The sequence below is a fragment of the Pseudomonas sp. Irchel 3A18 genome (assembly GCF_900187465.1).
In the GTDB taxonomy this organism is placed as follows: Bacteria; Pseudomonadota; Gammaproteobacteria; order Pseudomonadales; family Pseudomonadaceae; genus Aquipseudomonas; species Aquipseudomonas cichorii.
The window spans coordinates 20,820-38,713 of the sequence record NZ_FYDI01000002.1 but is presented as its reverse complement, the minus strand read 5'-3'; the positions used below and the strand labels follow the sequence as shown (position 1 = coordinate 38,713).

Annotated in this window: 17 protein-coding genes; 11 read left to right on the top strand and 6 right to left on the bottom strand. The window is 58.2% G+C overall.

Annotation, left to right across the window (positions count from 1 at the left end; translation table 11 throughout):
• Positions 1-130: 130 nt before the first annotated feature.
• Positions 131-1,732 carry a hybrid sensor histidine kinase/response regulator gene (locus tag CKW23_RS03180; protein WP_025259017.1) on the top strand — a complete coding sequence of 534 codons (1,602 nt, stop codon included), beginning with the start codon at positions 131-133 and terminating at the stop codon, positions 1,730-1,732.
• Positions 1,733-1,844: 112 nt separating this feature from the next.
• On the top strand, positions 1,845-2,303 hold the full coding sequence (locus tag CKW23_RS03175) for a cyclophilin-like fold protein (protein WP_025259018.1): 459 nt from the start codon (positions 1,845-1,847) through the stop codon (positions 2,301-2,303).
• A gap of 18 nt (positions 2,304-2,321) precedes the next feature.
• Here the strand turns inward: CKW23_RS03175 and CKW23_RS03170 are convergent, their stop codons facing one another.
• Complete coding sequence (locus CKW23_RS03170; protein ID WP_025259019.1) at positions 2,322-3,215, bottom strand: LysR family transcriptional regulator; 894 nt, start codon at positions 3,213-3,215, stop codon at positions 2,322-2,324.
• Between the two features lie 293 nt (positions 3,216-3,508).
• On the opposite strand from CKW23_RS03170, the gene CKW23_RS03165 reads away from it, so the two are divergent.
• Complete coding sequence (locus CKW23_RS03165; protein ID WP_095067024.1) at positions 3,509-4,528, top strand: XdhC family protein; 1,020 nt, start codon at positions 3,509-3,511, stop codon at positions 4,526-4,528.
• A 510-nt stretch (positions 4,529-5,038) separates the two neighbouring features.
• Here CKW23_RS03165 and CKW23_RS03160 read toward each other — a convergent pair.
• Positions 5,039-5,983: a LysR family transcriptional regulator gene (locus tag CKW23_RS03160; protein ID WP_218250560.1), complete on the bottom strand. Its 945-nt coding sequence runs from the start codon at positions 5,981-5,983 to the stop codon at positions 5,039-5,041.
• Between the two features lie 178 nt (positions 5,984-6,161).
• Here CKW23_RS03160 and arfB point away from each other — a divergent pair, with 178 nt between their 5' ends.
• The gene (gene arfB, locus CKW23_RS03155) at positions 6,162-6,575 is read left to right on the top strand and encodes an alternative ribosome rescue aminoacyl-tRNA hydrolase ArfB (RefSeq protein WP_025259022.1); all 414 of its coding nucleotides are present in this window, start codon (positions 6,162-6,164) and stop codon (positions 6,573-6,575) included.
• On the opposite strand, the gene CKW23_RS03150 is transcribed toward arfB, so the two are convergent.
• The 4 genes from CKW23_RS03150 to phhA all read right to left on the bottom strand — a co-directional run bounded on the left by CKW23_RS03150 (position 6,572) and on the right by phhA (position 9,667).
• Entirely contained in the window at positions 6,572-7,783 is a 1,212-nt protein-coding gene (locus CKW23_RS03150; RefSeq protein ID WP_025259023.1) for an MFS transporter, read from the bottom strand. The genes arfB and CKW23_RS03150 overlap by 4 nt on opposite strands.
• A 139-nt stretch (positions 7,784-7,922) precedes the next feature.
• A complete protein-coding gene (locus CKW23_RS03145; protein ID WP_025259024.1) occupies positions 7,923-8,102 on the bottom strand; it encodes a hypothetical protein in 180 nt (59 codons plus the stop codon).
• Positions 8,103-8,498: 396 nt separating this feature from the next.
• Complete coding sequence (locus CKW23_RS03140; RefSeq protein WP_025259025.1) at positions 8,499-8,855, bottom strand: 4a-hydroxytetrahydrobiopterin dehydratase; 357 nt, start codon at positions 8,853-8,855, stop codon at positions 8,499-8,501.
• Between the two features lie 14 nt (positions 8,856-8,869).
• Positions 8,870-9,667 carry a phenylalanine 4-monooxygenase gene (gene phhA, locus CKW23_RS03135; protein ID WP_025259026.1) on the bottom strand — a complete coding sequence of 266 codons (798 nt, stop codon included), beginning with the start codon at positions 9,665-9,667 and terminating at the stop codon, positions 8,870-8,872.
• 211 nt (positions 9,668-9,878) lie between these two features.
• Here phhA and acs point away from each other — a divergent pair, with 211 nt between their 5' ends.
• The 7 genes from acs to argR all read left to right on the top strand — a co-directional run bounded on the left by acs (position 9,879) and on the right by argR (position 17,664).
• Positions 9,879-11,834 carry an acetate--CoA ligase gene (acs, locus tag CKW23_RS03130; protein ID WP_025259027.1) on the top strand — a complete coding sequence of 652 codons (1,956 nt, stop codon included), beginning with the start codon at positions 9,879-9,881 and terminating at the stop codon, positions 11,832-11,834.
• Between the two features lie 558 nt (positions 11,835-12,392).
• Positions 12,393-13,169 carry an ABC transporter substrate-binding protein gene (locus tag CKW23_RS03125; RefSeq protein ID WP_025259028.1) on the top strand — a complete coding sequence of 259 codons (777 nt, stop codon included), beginning with the start codon at positions 12,393-12,395 and terminating at the stop codon, positions 13,167-13,169.
• A gap of 84 nt (positions 13,170-13,253) precedes the next feature.
• A complete protein-coding gene (locus CKW23_RS03120) occupies positions 13,254-13,943 on the top strand; it encodes an ABC transporter permease (RefSeq protein WP_025259029.1) in 690 nt (229 codons plus the stop codon).
• Positions 13,940-14,638, top strand: coding sequence for an ABC transporter permease (locus CKW23_RS03115; RefSeq protein WP_025259030.1), 699 nt, complete (start codon positions 13,940-13,942; stop codon positions 14,636-14,638). Before CKW23_RS03120 ends, CKW23_RS03115 begins: the two co-directional genes overlap by 4 nt.
• A 1-nt stretch (position 14,639) precedes the next feature.
• Positions 14,640-15,752, top strand: coding sequence for a succinylglutamate desuccinylase/aspartoacylase family protein (locus CKW23_RS03110; RefSeq protein ID WP_025259031.1), 1,113 nt, complete (start codon positions 14,640-14,642; stop codon positions 15,750-15,752).
• Between the two features lie 22 nt (positions 15,753-15,774).
• Positions 15,775-16,539 carry an ABC transporter ATP-binding protein gene (locus CKW23_RS03105; protein WP_025259032.1) on the top strand — a complete coding sequence of 255 codons (765 nt, stop codon included), beginning with the start codon at positions 15,775-15,777 and terminating at the stop codon, positions 16,537-16,539.
• Between the two features lie 132 nt (positions 16,540-16,671).
• Complete coding sequence (gene argR / locus CKW23_RS03100) at positions 16,672-17,664, top strand: transcriptional regulator ArgR (protein WP_025259033.1); 993 nt, start codon at positions 16,672-16,674, stop codon at positions 17,662-17,664.
• The last annotated feature ends 230 nt before the right edge of the window (positions 17,665-17,894 follow it).

The following is a 17,894-nucleotide window of genomic DNA, read 5'->3' as shown; positions in this document are numbered from 1 at the left end:
TTTAACTTGATTCTTTATCGTTTAGCGGCATTGTCGAACCGTTTCTTTTTAAGTGATATTAGGACGCCAGTATTTGTTTTGAGTTCAGGAAAGGTTGTTCAACTTTTCCGGCCTGAAATCAGGAGTAAACATGCAGGAGCGGAAAAACGCCGAACTGGATCAGGCGACGCTGAGACTGATCGTTGCCACGGTTGCCATCGTCTATGTGGGGTCGATCGGTTTCCTGCCGAATTTCGACGTCGCTCAGTATGAGCCGATCCTTGCCTACTACTCGGTCTTCCTGGTGGTTTCCTTGCTCCTGCGTCATCACATCGTCCGCTATCCGGGCGTGTATCCGGTGCGCCGCGTGCTGGGAATGCTGCATGACTACACCGGTATTTCCGTCGGGCTGATCGTCGGCGGGGAGGCGACCTTGCCGATCTTCAGTGTGATGGTCTGGGTCACGCTCGGTAACGGCATGCGCTTCGGCTCGCGCTACCTGGCGATTGCCGCGGGGCTGGCGATGCTCTCGATCCTGATCACTTACCAATTGACGCCGTATTGGCAGTCACAGCCGTTCATGGTCCTGATGCTGATTTCGGTGACCATTCTGGTGCCGGGCTATGCCCATATCCTGCTGGTCAGAGCCCGGGAAGCTTCGGAACAGGCAACCGTGGCCAACCAGGAGAAAGAGCGCTTTCTGGCTCAGGCCAGTCATGACCTGCGCCAGCCCATTCACTCCATCGGCATGTTTACCGCGTGCCTGCGTTCAAGTTCGCTGGGCGACTATGAGCGGAAACTGGTCGACAGCATTGATCGTTCCCTGCACAACGTTTCGCAACTGTTTCGCTCCATTCTGGATATCTACACCCTGGACAGCGGCAAGGTCTCGGCCAGCTCGGATCAGGTGAATCTGGACGAGATGCTGGCCGAGATCGTCCAGCAAAACAGTGCGGCGGCACGTTGGGCGGGTGTCGAGCTTCGGGTCCGGGCCTGTCGGCTCTGGGTAAGGACCGACGGCACGTTACTCAGCACTATGGTCCAGAATATTCTCTCCAACGCACTCAAATATGCTCCCGGGCAGCCAGTGCTGATCGGTGTCCGCAAACGCAGGGATGGCTTGTCGATCAGCATTCATGATCAGGGCCGTGGCATGGCCGCCGAGCATCTGCCCAAGGTCTGCGACGAGTTCTACCGGATCCGCCACGAGCGTGACAAGGACGTTGAAGGCGTGGGACTTGGATTGTCTATCGTCAAGCGGCTCAGTCAGATTCTCGGCGTGCAGGTGAGTATCGATTCGCGGGTGGATCGTGGCACGACGGTGACGATTCACGGGCTTGAAGAGGTGGCCGCGCCTGCGCAGCCTGCACGCAGGAAGACGCTGGGCGACAGCCTGCTCAATGGCGTGAAAATCTGCCTGGTGGAAGATGACAGCAACGTCTTGATGGCCACTGCTGCGCTACTGGAAAAGTGGGGCTGCGAGGTGCAGATGGCCAATTCTGCGGAAGGCCTGACCACCGATTGCGACATCATCGTCGCCGATTACGATCTGGGGACCACCGCCAATGGTCTGGACTGCATCGACAGAATACGGGCTGATCGTGGCTGGGATGTTCCGGCCCTGATCGTCACCGGGCGCGAGGTGGAAATGGTCCAGGCAGCCTTGCAGGGCCGTAAAGTCTCTGTGCTGTCCAAACCGCTGCGACCTTCGGAGTTGCGCCTGAGCCTGCTGGAGATGCGCGAGAAGTCTTGAACCGGCCAGTTTTGATGATTCTGGCTCATGACTCCATTCGCTCTGGTCGGCTGTCTTGTATCAGGCAGTTCGGTTAAATAGGACGTGATCATCCCTTTTTCAGGAGCCATTCATGTCAGTCCGGATTGCTGTTCTGGTGGTCTCTCTGCTCGCGACTGCCGGTATCGTTGGCGCGATGGCTCAGGAGCAGGCAACCGGTACTCGCCAGGAGAACCCAGTGCGCATCAATATTGAAATGAATGGCAAGACCCTCACTGCCACGCTGGAAGACAGTGAAGCGGCCAGGGATTTCGCCTCGCTGTTACCTCTGACGCTGACTCTCAAGGATTACGCGGCGACCGAGAAGGTCAGCGATCTGCCCAGACCTTTGTCCACTGCCGGAGCGCCTGAAGGCGTGACGCCTCGCACTGGCGACCTTGCTTTCTATGCGCCCTGGGGCAATCTGGCGATTTACTACAAGGATTTCAGTTATTCCAAGGGGCTGGTGAAACTGGGGCATCTCGATTCGGGGATTGAAGCGATGCGTCAACCCGGGCCTTTCAAGGCCACAATCAGCAGGGCTTTGCCGTAAGCGCATGCAGTGATAAGGCTACTGTTCGTAGCGCAGCTCATCGATAAGCGTCTGCATCGCCCGTGATTTTTCCCGTTTGCTTGAGTAATAGAGGTGCAGACCCGGAAAGCGCGGCCACCAGCTTTCCAGGACCGGGATCAGTGTGCCGTCATCGAAATGCGGCTGGGCCATGTCTTCGGGCACAAAAGCCAGCCCAAAGCCCGATACGGCGGCATTGAGGATCTGCTTGATGCCGTTGAAAATCAGTTTGCCTTTGACCCTCACGTTGATCTCGTGATCGCCATTCTTCAATTCCCAGGCATACAGCCCACCGCGAGTCGGCAGGCGCATGTTGATGCATTCATGATCCGTCAGGTCCTGAGGCCGGGCGGGCATTGTGCGCGACTCAAGGTAGGACGGTGCGCCGACGATCACCAGGCGCATGTCGGGTGCGATGCGCACGGCCTCGGTCTCCTTGGTCAGCCCGTCTCCCAGGCGAACACCGAAATCGAAGTTTTCCGCCACGATATCAGTCAGGCCATAGTCGATGACCATTTCCACACTGATTTGCGGATACTTGGGCAGAATCTGCGCGAGCTTGGGCCAGAGCAGGGTATCGATGGCATGGTCAGTGGCCGTGATACGGATATTGCCGGCGGGTGTGTTGCCGAATTCGACCACGGCGATCAGTTCGGACTCGATGGCCTTGAGGCGCGGTTCGACTGTCTGTAACAGACGCTCCCCGGCCTCGGTTACCGAGACACTGCGCGTGGTGCGAGTCAGAAGGCGCACGCCCAGCCGTGCCTCCAGCCCCTGGATGGTATGGCTGAGCATGGATTGAGAAATCCCCAACTGAGAGGCCGCTCGCGTGAAGCTGCGTTCGCGCGCAACTGCAATCAGGGCGAGCAGGTCGCTGTAGTTTTCCTTGGGCATTAATCAATTCTCTGCATGGTAGGCGAGCCACTGTATCAAGACAGACACAGCACCGCAGCACTCATGACTGCAGTATTTCTGCTTCAATCCATGAGGACGATATTGATTGATATGGCTCATGACTCTATTCGGTTTCAGGGGCTTTCCTCAGAGGCATCACGGCCTTTTAATGAGTCATGACCCGCAAAGGGCAGGGCGCTGATTGCAGTCCTGTCCGCTTTTCTTATTTCTCGCTATGAGCACACACATGGACCAGGCTTTTCGCCGCATATTGAATAGACAGGACGTTGATCATGGCGAGCATTGATGTCTTGGTATTGCGTACGGCCTGTGACTGGCTTGCCAGCGGTCACAGGGTTCTGCTGGCCACCGTGGTACGTACTTGGGGCTCATCGCCCCGGCCTGTCGGTTCGATGATGGTGCTTCGTGATGATGGCCGTGCCGTTGGCAGTGTGTCCGGTGGTTGCATCGAGGACGACCTGATCCACCGTTACACTACGGCTTACAGTGCGGGCAGTCTTCCCCTGACGCCCCCTGAAGTGGTGCGTTATGGCGTCAGTGCCGACGAAGCTCACCGGTTCGGGCTGCCTTGTGGCGGTACGCTGGAACTGGTCTTGGAATTCAGTCCTCTGCTGCAAACTCTGGAGCAACTGGTTACCCAGCTTGAACAGGGTTCTCTGGTGCGGCGCAACGTGAACCTGGCCGATGGCAGCGTGAGCCTGGAAACGACGCCGATCCCTGAGGAGCTCAAGTTCGACGGTGAGCGTCTGGTCAACACCCTTGGCCCAGGCTATCGCATGCTGCTGATCGGTGCCGGTGCCCTGGCTGAATATGTATCGATCATGGCGCTGTTCAACGGGTTCAAGGTAACCGTGTGCGACCCGCGCATCGAATACATGGATACCTGGGCTGTGCCGGGCGTGGAGAAGAGCAGCGGCATGCCTGACGATGTGGTGGCCGTGTTTCGCCCTGACCTGCGGACCTGCATTATCGCTCTGAGCCACGACCCCAAGCTGGATGACCTTGCGCTGCTGGAGGCGCTGAAAAGTCAGGCGTTCTACATTGGCGCAATCGGCTCGCGGCGCAACAACCAGAGTCGCAGAGAGCGGCTGATGACCCACTTTGGCGAAACCGAGGCGTCATTACAGCGCCTGCGCGGCCCCATCGGCGTCTATATCGGCAGCAAAACCCCGGCGGAAATCGCTGTCAGCGTCATGGCCGAAATTCTCGCGGCCAAGAACAACGTTCCACTGCCCCGAGAGTCCTCGGTCGCCATAGCCAAGCAGCGTGAGGAAACGTTGGTTCAAATGTAGGAGATCACCCGCCGCCTCGGCGCCGCGCTGTCGCGCAGCAAACAGGAGCAGGTGTTTCCAGATTCATGGTTCGGCTTGAGGCCGCCTTGCGCCTTTACGGCGCGTTCTGCGGCGCTCTCACGATTGTTGTGTAGGAGCTTCATTCGCTCCTACCGGGATGAGCAAAAATCTTCCAGACACCGCCGATTGCGACGTGGGTGACGGCCGAGTGGAGGTATTGCGTAGTGGGGTGCGAGGCAGGACGCCGAGCAAGCGCCGCAGGGCCATGGAAGGCCCGTCGGCGCGTACCCACGGAGCAATGCCGGAGCGAGGGAACCCCGCCCCAAGGCGGGGCCGAACCGGAGCGGATGGTTTTCCCCCCTTTTGCCGAAACAAAAGGGGGCCGCCGTAAAGGCGGAACCAGTAGGACCAACACATGCCGATAATGGATATGTACGCCGGATAACGTTTTTACCCTACATAAAATACGTTCTAATTCATGGTCTTGCGTCTTGTTTGATGAGGGCGAATTTATTCGCGACCTTTCGCGAATGAATTCGCTCCTGCGGGTTCTTCATACCTTAACGCGGCGATCAGCAGGGACATTGCTCCTGAAGGCTGTCTGCGGCTCGGGTAGTACAGGTGAAACCCCGACCACAGCGGGCACCATTCTTCCAGGCACTGGATGAAATGCCCGGAGCGGATATAGGGGCTGGCCATGTCTTCGGCGATATAGGCCAGGCCCAGGCCGGCAATCGCAGCGTCCAGGACTTCATACATGCTGTTGTAGACAAGCTGGCCTTCGACACGCACGTTGAGTATGTTGCCATCGCGTTCGAGTTCCCAGGGCCACAGACCGCCATGGGTGGCGAGCCTGAGGTTGATGCAGTTCTGGGCAATCAGATCGTCGGGAGTCTTGGGGATCGGGTACCGCTCGAAGTACGCCTTGGTGCCCACCACTGCAAAGCGGATATCGGGACTGATACGGACTGCAATCATGTCCTGATCAAGAAACTCGCCGAGCCGCACACCTGCGTCATAGCGTTGTGCCGCGATGTCCACTATCTGGTTTTCTGAGCAAAGCTCGACCTTGATGGCAGGATATCGGGGCAGAAATTTCTTTAGTTTTGCAGACAGCACGCTGCGGATGGCATGGTCGGAGGCCGTGATGCGGATCGTGCCGGTCGGGGTATCCTGCAGTTCCTGAAGCGCGGCCAGTTCCGCGTCGATCTCCTCGAACTGCGGGGCAACACTTCGCAGCAGCCGCTCACCGGCCTCGGTGGGGATCACGGTGCGGGTATTGCGCGCCAGCAGGCGTACGCCAAGAGAGGTTTCCAGCCCTCGCACTGCATGACTGACTGCGGATTGCGAGAGGCCCAGTTGTGCGGCGCCACGAGTGAAACTGCGCTCGCGGGCCACGGCAATGAATGCCAGCAGGCCGCTGAAATAGTCGCGCAGTGCGAAATCCCTGATCATCGATGGCTCTCTTGTGTGGTTCCGGGCTCCTCCCGGCTCGGCAGCATACCCCGATTGCTCATGAGCCTGAAAAGCCTGCGCGATTGCATAAGGTCATGAATCAGATTGATCAATGGAAAGGGTTAAGTGATTTTTTGAACGCGAGTAAGATGCTCCCTGCAATTGCCATGAGAACCCGATGCTAATCATCTCCAACAATGTTCACCTGCCGGACGCCGAGATCGAGTGGACAGCCATTCGTGCGCAAGGCGCGGGTGGGCAGAACGTCAATAAGGTGTCGAGTGCGGTGCATTTGCGTTTCGACATCAACGCTTCGTCGCTGCCGCCGTTCTACAAGGAGCGCTTGCTGGCCCTGCGCGACAGCCGCATCACCGGTGACGGTGTGATCGTGATCAAGGCGCAGCAGTACCGCACCCAGGAGCAGAACCGGGCTGATGCGTTGCTGCGTTTGAGCGAGTTGATCGTCAGCGCCACCAAGGTTGAAAAGAAGCGCCGCCCGACCAAGCCGACGCTGGGTTCCAAGACCCGGCGCCTGGATTCCAAGAGCAAGCGAGGCTCCATCAAGGCCGGGCGCGGCAAGGTGGATTTTTAAGAGACGTTGAGGTTTTTCTGTTCGCGCAGCATCTGCGCCTGTTTATACAGATAGATGCTCAGGACCAGTCCACTCAGGGATGCCAGCGCAGCAAACAGGAAGATCGAGACAAAGCCGAATCCGGCTGCAATGGCGCCGGCCAGCGGGCCGGTAATCCCCAGGGACAGGTCAACGAACAGCGAATAGGCGCCGACTGCCGCGCCACGACTGGATGCCGGAACCAGATTCACGGCTTCGACCCCCAGCGCCGGAAATACCAGTGAGAACCCGAAACCGCTCAAGGCGGCGCCCGCCAGCGCAAGGCTTGGGGTGGGCGCGATCCAGAGCAGCAACAGGCCCAGGCTTTCCACCGACAGGCAGGCAATGGCGACGCGAAAGCCGCCCAGGCGATTGATGAGGTTGCCGAACAGCAGGCGCGCGATGATGAAGCAGGCGCCGAACAGGCTCAGGCACAGGACCGCATCGGGCCAGTTATTGCTGGCGTAATACAGCGTGATGAAGGTCGCGATGGTGCCGAAACCGATAGCGCCCAGCGCCAGGCCCATTCCGTGAGGGAAAACCAGCTTCAGTACGTGGGTAAACGCCAGGCGTTCGCCCTGCACGATAGGCGCTGCCTGTTTTTTCAGGGTCAGCAACAGCCCGAACGAAGACAGGGCAATGATGCTGACGCCCATGGTCCAAAGGCCCAGGGATTTGACCAGCCATACACCCAGCGGGGCGCCAATCGCCAAGGCGCCATAGCTGGCGATACCGTTCCAGGAAATGACCTTGGCGGTGTTGTGTGCGCCAACCCGGCCGATGCCCCAGCCAATGGAGCCTGAGCCCACAAGGCTTTCCGCGCTGCCCAGCAGAATACGGCCGACAAACAGGCTGATCAGGCTCGCAACAGGCCAGTTGGGCATGGCTATGGGCAGCAGCATGAAGACGCCACTGAGTCCGCATCCTGCCAGACCGTATTGCACGGCTTTCTTGCAGCCCAGGTTATCGATGATGCGCCCCGCCCAGGGCCTGCTGACCAGTGTCGCCAGATACTGCACGCTGATCACCAGCCCAGCGGTTATCGCGCCGAAGCCCAGATCGGTGTGGACATAGCCCGGCAGCACCGCGAGAGGGATGCCGATATTCAGATAACCAATGAAGGTGAACAGTACGATGGAGACGACCTGCAGCGTCACCATCAGGCGTGGTGTGTCTTGTATCTGGGACATGGGAGTAGCGGACCCTTCTGGCGGCGGGTTGGCGAAAGGCGCAGGTAAAACCCTTAGCAAGCTTTCGAAGTTGCCATGATAACGATCCAGCGGGCGATGCAGGGGATAAAAGCGAAATTTAAAGTGCAGGCGTAGACGTTCAGCCTTTGCTGGAGCCTACAAGCTGGGTGGTGATCAAGGCCGCCAGTGCGTTTTCCTGGGTACCGAAACGTGCGAGCAGGGCGCTCTGTTTCTCCGGGCTGAGGCGTTCCCAGATATCGATCATCTTTTCGGCAGCGCCAATGAGGGCCTTGGCCTGGTGTTCGGTGAAGTCGGTCATGAATCCGCTTTCTTGTGTTGGTTTTTCAGGCGTATCGAAACCTGATCAGACCGGTTTCCATACGCCTGAAAACAGTTGCCTTCAGTCTTTGCGTCGGGCTTTTTGGCTGGTTTGAGCCAGCGATGCTGCTTTCATTGCGGCAGTTTGACCAAGCTCCTGTTGAGCCAGGGGAGACTGCTTTGGTTCCTGTTGACTTGGGAAGGGGAAGTTTGGAATTTCATGCATCGTCGTCGCCTCACAAGGGTTTGCAGATTGAACCGTGCTTTAAAAAGCTTCTGCAGGATACAACACTGAAAATGACAAACCGGATATTTTTTTCACTCCGTTCGTCCATTGGTGAAACAAAAAACGATTTTCAGTGTCTTGCCCAAGGTGCCTCAATGCTGGCAAAACCCCCTACTTGCGGCCTTCGGCGTCCTGCGCCACCTGATCAGTGCGGGCTGCCATGATGAAGTCGTTGCGATGCAGTCCCTTGATCGAATGGCTCCACCAGGTCACGGTCACTTTGCCCCATTCGGTCAGTAGTCCCGGATGATGACCTTCTGCTTCGGCAATGGCGCCCACCGCATTGGTGAAGGCCAGAGCGAATCTGAAATTCTTGAAGAGATAGACCTTCTCCAGTTGCATCACGCTGTCGCGTACTTCTATGTTCCAGTCGGGGATCTGTTTGATCAGCTCGGCCAGTTCAGCTTCGCTGACCTGCGGAGCATCAGCGCGGCAGGCTTCGCAATGGGCTTGGTTAAGAGATGACATGCCAGGACTCCTGTTCAGGCCGCATGGTTTCTGGGCCGTGGTTCGAATTTGGGTGAATGCAGGCCCAACTGCGTGGCCTGATGAACCAGTCCCATGATGTCTTCATGGGCAAGTTCAAACAGGTGTTTGAGCTCGGGCAGGACGAAATACACGGGTTGCAGGATATCGATGCGATAAGGCGTACGCATCGCTTCCAGTGGATCGAAAACCTGGTGTTCCGGCGTTGTGGATAAACTGTAAACCGCCTCTTTGGGCGAAGAGAGAATGCCACCGCCATAGATCCTGCGACCCTGAGCGGTATCCACCAGACCGAACTCGATGGTCATCCAGTACAGTCGCGCCAGATAGACGCGCTGTTCCTTGCTCGCGCTCAGGCCCAGCTTGCCGTAGGTGTGGGTGAATTCGGCAAACCAGGGATTGGTCAGCAGCGGGCAGTGGCCGAATATCTCGTGGAAGATATCGGGTTCCTGAAGGTAGTCGAGTTCTTCCGGGGTGCGGATGAAGGTTGCCACCGGAAAGCGTTTGCTGGCCAGCAGCTCGAAGAAAGTCTGGAAGGGAATCAATGCCGGAACCCGCTCGACCTGCCAGCCGGTGGTGGCGCCCAGTACCTTGTTGATCTCGCCCAGTTGCGGAATGCGATCGTGGGGCAGGTTCAGCTGTGCGATACCGTCCAGATATTCCTGGCAGGCACGGTTCTCGATCACCTTCATCTGACGGGTGATCAGGGTGTTCCAGACTGCGTGTTCGGCAGGTGGATAATCGATGAAGCCTTTGTCGTCGGGTTCACGGGCCACGTATTGCGTCTGGCTCATGCTGACCTCCCAAGGGAGTTATTGTTTTTTACAGGGTAGCCTGATTGCCTTGGCGGCGACACAGGGTTATCAGCCTTTTCTTTGGCGTGTCCCCCTTGCGTATGGGAGTGTGAAAGAGTAGGGCGGTAAGACCATCGTCGAATGGCCCCACAGGATATGGCGGGATACAACAGAGTCATAAAACAACAACTATTCCACCGAGGTATCCAAGATGAGTGCAGCTTCTCTGTACCCCGTGCGCCCAGAAGTCGCAGCGAGCACGCTGACCGACGAGGCGACCTACAAGGCCATGTACCAGCAGTCCGTGGTCAACCCGGATGGTTTCTGGCGCGAGCAGGCCGAGCGCCTCGATTGGATCAAACCCTTCACCCACGTCAAGCAGACCTCCTTCGACGATCACCGTGTCGATATCAAATGGTTTGCCGACGGCACACTGAACGTCGCTTACAACTGCCTGGATCGCCATCTCGAAGAACGTGGCGACAGCATCGCAATCATCTGGGAAGGCGATGATCCTTCCGAACACCGCAACATCACCTACCGCGAACTGCATGAGGAAGTCTGCAAGTTCGCCAACGCCTTGCGCGGCCAGGATGTGCATCGTGGTGATGTCGTCACCATTTATATGCCCATGATCCCCGAAGCTGTGGTCGCCATGCTGGCCTGTGCCCGTATCGGTGCGATTCACTCGGTGGTGTTCGGCGGCTTCTCGCCAGAGGCGTTGGCCGGCCGGATCATCGACTGCCATTCCAAGGTCGTCATCACCGCCGACGAAGGTCTGCGTGGCGGCAAGAAGACCCCGCTCAAGGCCAACGTCGACCGTGCGCTGACCAACCCTGAAACCAGCAGTGTGCAGAAGGTCATCGTCTGCAAACGCACTGGTGGCGAGATCGAGTGGAACCGTCACCGTGACATCTGGTACCACGCGCTGCTGGAAGTGGCATCGAGCACCTGCGCGCCGAAAGAGATGGGCGCCGAAGAGTCGCTGTTCATCCTTTATACCTCCGGCTCCACCGGCAAACCCAAGGGCGTGTTGCACACCACCGCCGGATACCTGCTGTATGCCGCGCTGACCCACGAGCGTGTGTTCGACTACAAACCGGGCGAAATCTACTGGTGCACGGCGGACGTGGGCTGGGTCACTGGCCACAGCTATATCGTCTACGGCCCGCTGGCCAATGGTGCGACCACTCTGCTGTTCGAGGGCGTGCCGAACTATCCGGACATCACTCGCTTGTCGAAGATCGTCGACAAGCACAAGGTCAATATTCTCTACACCGCTCCGACCGCGATTCGCGCCATGATGGCCGAAGGCACCAAATCCATGGAGGGGGCAGACGGTTCCAGTCTGCGTCTGCTGGGTTCGGTGGGCGAGCCGATCAACCCCGAGGCCTGGGGCTGGTACTACGACACCGTGGGCAAGAAAAACTGCCCGATTGTCGATACCTGGTGGCAGACCGAAACCGGCGGCATCCTGATCAGCCCGTTGCCGGGTGCAACGGCGCTGAAACCCGGCTCGGCAACACGTCCGTTCTTCGGTGTGATCCCGGCGCTGGTGGACAACCTGGGCAACCTGATCGAAGGTGCGGCTGAAGGGAATCTGGTGATTCTGGATTCCTGGCCAGGTCAGTCACGTTCGCTGTATGGCGATCATGACCGCTTCGTCGATACCTACTTCAAAACCTTCCGTGGCATGTATTTCACGGGTGACGGTGCCCGTCGCGATGAAGACGGCTACTACTGGATCACCGGGCGCGTGGACGATGTGCTCAACGTTTCCGGTCACCGCATGGGGACCGCCGAAATCGAGAGCGCGATGGTTGCGCACCCGAAAGTCGCCGAAGCCGCTGTGGTGGGCGTGCCTCATGATCTGAAAGGGCAGGGCATCTACGTCTACGTCACCCTCAATGCCGGTGAGGTGCCGGACGAAGCGTTGCGTATCGAACTGCGCAACTGGGTGCGCAAGGAAATCGGTCCGATTGCCTCGCCTGACTTCATCCAGTGGGCACCTGGGCTTCCGAAAACCCGCTCGGGCAAGATCATGCGCCGAATCCTGCGTAAGATCGCCACCGGTGAGTACGATGCGCTGGGCGATATCTCGACCCTGGCCGACCCTGGCGTGGTTCAGCATCTGGTCGATACTCACAAGACCATGAGCGCGGCATGATCCCTTGAGTCACCGAAGCGCCCCGTCCGGTACGGGGCGTTTTCATGTCTGCTTTCTGAAAATGATCGGGGCACTCGGCTGATACTGCTGCTCACTCATTTCAAAAAGGGATATATATCGATGTGTTACCTGTTCACCCAGACTGTGCTTGGGTGTGCTTCTTTGTAGGACGAGTTGCTAGGTATTTGTAGGATTACGGTGCATTTCCCAGCGCTTTGTCAGTCGTATGCAATGCTGGACTTGCCGTATTAGAAGGCTTTGCCAATAATGGGCGCGCTTTTTGCTGCATCAACTGCTTTTCTTGAATTTCTAAGATCACGAAGTTTTTGCCAAGTCAATGGGGTGGGGTGGTTTTCTCGATGCATCTGTAACTAGTTGTCGCATTGAAGAAATATCGACTTCGTACCTGCCGCTAAAATGCCCCTCACTTAGTCAGGGGGTCTCTGACCGGAATTTCGGTATCAGTTGCCTGGCGTCGCTCTCTCCGGATTGTTCTTTTGCATCTTGGGCTATCGCTCACTTTGCCATTTGTCGTGTTTCATCGATGGAGTCCTGTAAATGAAAAAGCTCATGCTTCTTGGCGCGCTGGCGTTGTCTGTGCTTGCCCAGCCGGTTTTCGCCGATGAAAAACCGCTCAAGATCGGTATCGAAGCCGCTTACCCTCCGTTCGCCTCCAAGGCGCCGGATGGCAGCATCGTGGGTTTCGACTACGACATCGGCAATGCACTTTGTGAAGAAATGAAGGTCAAGTGCACCTGGGTCGAGCAGGAATTCGACGGCCTGATCCCGGCGCTCAAGGTACGCAAGATCGACGCGATTCTGTCTTCGATGTCCATCACGGATGATCGCAAGAAGTCCGTGGACTTCACTGGCAAGTACTACAATTCCCCGGCTCGTCTGGTGATGAAGGACGGCACGAAAGTCAGCGACAGCCTCGCTGAACTCAAGGGCAAGAAGGTCGGTGTGCAGCGTGGTTCGATCCACGAGCGCTTCGCTCGCGAAGTCCTGGCTCCGCTGGGTGCAGAAGTCACGCCTTACGGTTCCCAGAACGAAATCTATCTGGATATCACCGCAGGTCGCCTGGATGGCACCGTGGCTGACGCGACCCTGCTGCAGGACGGCTTCCTGAAAACCGACGCTGGCAAGGGCTATGCTTTCACCGGTCCTTCGTTTACCGACCCGAAATACTTCGGTGAAGGCATCGGTATCGCTGTTCGCAAGGGCGACAAGGCCAATCTGGACCGTATCAACGCCGCCATCGCCGCGATTCGTGCCAACGGCAAGTACAAGGCAATCCAGGACAAGTACTTCGATTTCGATATCTACGGCAAGTAACGTCAGGTTCCTGATCTGGATGGCGCAAACAGGGCAGCCTGGATTGCGCCATTTTTTATACCCACGCTTGAGGACCGCACAAACATGTTGAAAGGCTACGGGGCTGTAATCCTCGAAGGTGCCGGGCTGACCTTGCAGTTGGCTCTGTCATCGATGGCCCTGGCAATCATTCTCGGTCTGATTGGTGTGGCGTTGCGTCTGTCGCCGCTGCGCTGGCTGGCGTGGTTGGGCGATCTGTACTGCACGGTGATTCGCGGTATTCCCGATCTGGTGCTGATTCTCCTGATCTTCTACGGCGGGCAGGATCTGATCAACCGTGTCGCGCCCTTGCTGGGCTTCGACGACTACATCGACCTCAACCCGTTGCTGGCCGGTATCGGCACCCTGGGGTTCATTTTCGGTGCCTACCTTTCCGAAACCTTTCGCGGTGCTTTCATGGCGATTCCGAAGGGGCAGGCCGAGGCTGGCATGGCCTATGGCATGAGCCGCCTGAAGGTGTTTTTCCGGATACTGGTACCGCAGATGATCCGCCTTGCGATCCCCGGTTTTACCAATAACTGGCTGGTACTCACCAAGGCGACCGCGCTGATTTCCGTGGTCGGTCTGCAAGACATGATGTTCAAGGCCAAGCAGGCGGCAGATGCCACCCGCGAGCCTTTCACTTTCTTCCTGGCGGTTGCTGCGATGTATCTGGTGATTACCAGTGTCTCGCTGCTCGCCTTGCGTTATCTGGAAAAACGCTACTCCGTAGGCGTAAAGGCGGCTGACCTATGATCTTCGACTACAACGTCGTCTGGGAAAGCCTGCCGCTGTACGTTGGCGGCTTGCTGGTGACCCTGAAACTGCTCGGTATTTCCCTGGCATTCGGTCTGCTGGCGGCATTGCCGCTGGGTTTGATGAGGGTCTCGAAACGCCGTTGGGTCAACTTCCCTGCCTGGCTGTACACCTACGTGATTCGCGGCACGCCGATGCTGGTGCAACTGTTCCTGATCTACTACGGGCTGGCCCAGTTTGAAGCGGTGCGCGAGAGCTTTCTGTGGCCGATGCTGTCCAGTGCCAGCTTCTGCGCCTGCCTGGCCTTTGCCATCAATACCAGTGCCTACACGGCCGAGATCATTGCCGGCAGCCTCAAGGCAACACCAGCTGGCGAAATCGAAGCGGCCAGGGCCATGGGCATGTCGCCGCTCAAGATGTATCGCCGCATTCTGCTGCCTTCCGCGCTGCGCCGTGCGCTGCCGCAATACAGCAATGAAGTCATCATGATGCTGCAGACGACAAGTCTGGCGTCCATCGTGACCCTTATCGACATTACCGGTGCGGCCCGCACGGTCAATGCCCAGTACTACCTGCCTTTCGAGGCTTATATAACTGCAGGCGTTTTCTATTTGTGCCTGACATTCATTCTGGTGCGGTTGTTCAAGCTGGCGGAGCGTCGCTGGCTGGGCTACCTGGCTCCGCGGAAGGTCTGACATGCAAAGAATCGATCATGTATTGCCGTGGGGAAGCCTCGGCACCGAGCGTCAACTGAGTGTTTTTCGTTTCGGCAGCGGCGAGCGCAAGGCCTATATCCAGGCCAGCCTGCATGCTGACGAGTTGCCAGGCATGCGTACGGCCTGGGAGTTGAAAAAACGCCTGGGTCAGCTTGAAGAACAAGGCGCACTCAAAGGGGTTATCGAGCTGGTGCCGGTGGCCAATCCCCTGGGCCTGGGCCAATTGCTGCAAGGCGCTCACCAGGGGCGTTTCGAGTTTGGCAGCGGCAAGAACTTCAACCGCGATTTCACCGAATTGAGCGAACCTGTCGCCGAGTTGCTGGAAGGGCAGCTGGGTGACGATCCACGCGCCAATATTCAACTGATTCGGCAGGCCATGGCGGCTGCGCTCGATCGCTTGCCTGCTCCGCAAGGCGAACTGCAAGCCATGCAGCGCCTGCTGCTCAGTCATGCCTGCGTCGCAGATGTCGTGCTTGATCTGCATTGCGATGCCGATGCCGCTCTTCACATGTATGCCTTGCCGCAACACTGGCCGCAGTGGCGTTCGCTGTCTGCGCATCTGGATATCAAGGTCGCGCTGCTGGCCGAGGATTCCGGTGGCAGTTCCTTTGACGAGGCTTGTTCGCTGCCCTGGCTGCGTCTGTCGCGGATTTTCCCCGAAGCGCAGATTCCCCTGGCCTGTCTGGCCACGACCATCGAGCTGGGCGGTCAGGCCGATACCGGCAAGTCTGAAGCCGAGGCGCATGCCGAAGGCATCCTGGCGTTCCTGGCCGAGCAGGGCTTTATCAGTGGCGACTGGCCAAAGCCTGGGCGGGAGGCCTGCGAGGGCATGCCGTTCGAGGGCACCGAGTTGCTGTATGCGCCTCATCCCGGCGTGGTGACGTTCCTGCGCGCTGCCGGTAGCTGGGTCGAAGTCGGTGATCCGCTGTTCGAAGTCATCGATCCGTTGTCCGATCGGGTCAGCACCATCTGTGCGAATACTGCCGGTGTGTTATTCGCCATCGAGCGGCTTCGCTATGCTCAACCGGGTTTCTGGCTGGCCAAAGTGGCGGGGCGCACCGCGCTGCGTCACGGGCGTCTGCTCAGTGACTGACTGTCTTGTGAGAATCGAAAGCATGAACAAACTGGAAGTCCAGGACCTGCACAAGCGTTATGGCAGTCATGAAGTGATCAAGGGCGTTTCCCTGACAGCCAAGGCAGGCGATGTCATCAGTATCATCGGCTCCAGCGGCTCGGGTAAAAGCACATTTCTGCGTTGCATCAATCTGCTTGAACAGCCCCATGCCGGCAAGATCCTGCTCAACAATGAAGAACTCAAACTGGTGCCGAACAAGGAAGGCGGCCTGAAGGCTGCCGACCCCAAGCAGTTGCAGCGCATGCGCTCGCGTCTGTCCATGGTGTTTCAGCATTTCAACCTGTGGTCGCACATGACGGCCTTGCAGAACATCATCGAAGCGCCGGTGCATGTCCTGGGTGTTCCGAAAAAAGAGGCGCTTGAAAAGGCCGAGTATTACCTGGCCAAGGTCGGCGTGGCTCATCGCAAGGAAGCCTATCCGGGTCATATGTCCGGTGGCGAGCAACAGCGTGTGGCGATAGCCCGCGCCCTGGCCATGGAGCCGGAAGTCATGTTGTTCGATGAACCGACGTCCGCGCTGGACCCGGAACTGGTTGGCGATGTGCTCAAGGTCATGCAGGGCCTGGCCCAGGAAGGCCGGACCATGGTGGTGGTCACTCACGAAATGGGTTTTGCCCGTGAGGTGTCGAACCAGTTGGTCTTTCTGCACCAGGGTGTGGTACTGGAGCGTGGCGATCCCCGCGAGGTCCTGGCCAATCCTCAGTCCGAGCGGTTGCAGCAGTTCCTCTCGGGCAGCCTCAAGTAATCAGCGGCATCGCCTCGGCGATGTCTTTTACAACAGAACAGGGCATGCTGCGCACCACGCAACATGCTCTGGCTACTCCAGTGCTAGCCTGTTGAGGTTCGGCCCTTGAGGCGATACGTATCGGATGTCCCAATGACTGCCCATCGAATAGGTTTCCTTGTCTGGCCCGGCACCAAAGCCTTGACCCTGGCGTTGGCCGAGGAAGCCTTGCGCGTTGCCCAGAGCGTTCACCCTGAAGTGGTCTATGAGTTGTCATTCCTCCAGGCCGAGGTTGCCGATGAGCCTGCTGTAGCGGGTGCATGGCAATTGCCGGGAGAGCCGTGGACCGGTCGCATCGACGGTTTTCAGAAGCTGTTCCTGCTGGCGGACGAGCCGCCTGCTCCCATGTCGGCGGCCTTGGCCAGTGCTCTAAAGCAAGTGGTGCGCGCCGGATGTGCGATTGGCGGGTTGTCCGCTGGCGTGTATCCGTTGGCCCAGCTTGGCTTGCTCGACGGTTATCGGGCTGCCGTGCACTGGCGCTGGCAGGATGATTTCAGCGAGCGCTTCCCCAAAGTCATTGCCACCAGTCACCTGTTCGACTGGGATCGTGACCGGCTGACCGCCTGTGGTGGCATGTCGGTGCTGGACCTGCTGTTGGCGGTTCTGTCCCGTGATCATGGTGCCGAACTGGCCGGTGCTGTTTCCGAAGAGCTGGTGGTCGAGCGTATTCGTGAAGGTGGCGAGCGTCAGCGCATTCCGCTGCAGAATCGCCTGGGCTCCAGCCATCCGAAGCTGACCCAGGCGGTCCTGCTGATGGAGGCGAATATCGAAGAGCCGCTGACCACCGATGAAATCGCCCAGCATGTCTGCGTGTCGCGTCGGCAGCTGGAGCGGATCTTCAAGCAGTACCTCAATCGGGTGCCGAGCCAGTATTACCTGGAGCTGCGCCTCAACAAGGCGCGGCAGATGCTGATGCAGACCAGCAAGTCGATCATCCAGATCGGCCTGTCCTGCGGCTTCTCCTCCGGCCCGCATTTCTCCAGCGCCTACCGCAACTTCTTTGGCGCCACGCCTCGCGAAGACCGCAACCAGCGTCGCAGCAACAGCCCCTTCGAGCTGTCTTCCGTTCCTGCCGAGCGTGGTTGAGCAGCTTCGCGAGCGGAGCGCCGTCCGATCGCTCCCCACGTTGGAGCGAATTCATTCGCGAAAGCAGATAAACTGCGCCTTTGTGACGCAATATGTCGCATTGCCGAAAACTGTGAAAAGAAACCGGTGTTGCGCTGTAACAAGATGTCGCCTGGCGACAAGGCCGAACAGAAATCAGTCCTTACAATCTTCCCATCGCTTGCCGGTTTCAGGCAGGCGTTCCTCTTCAG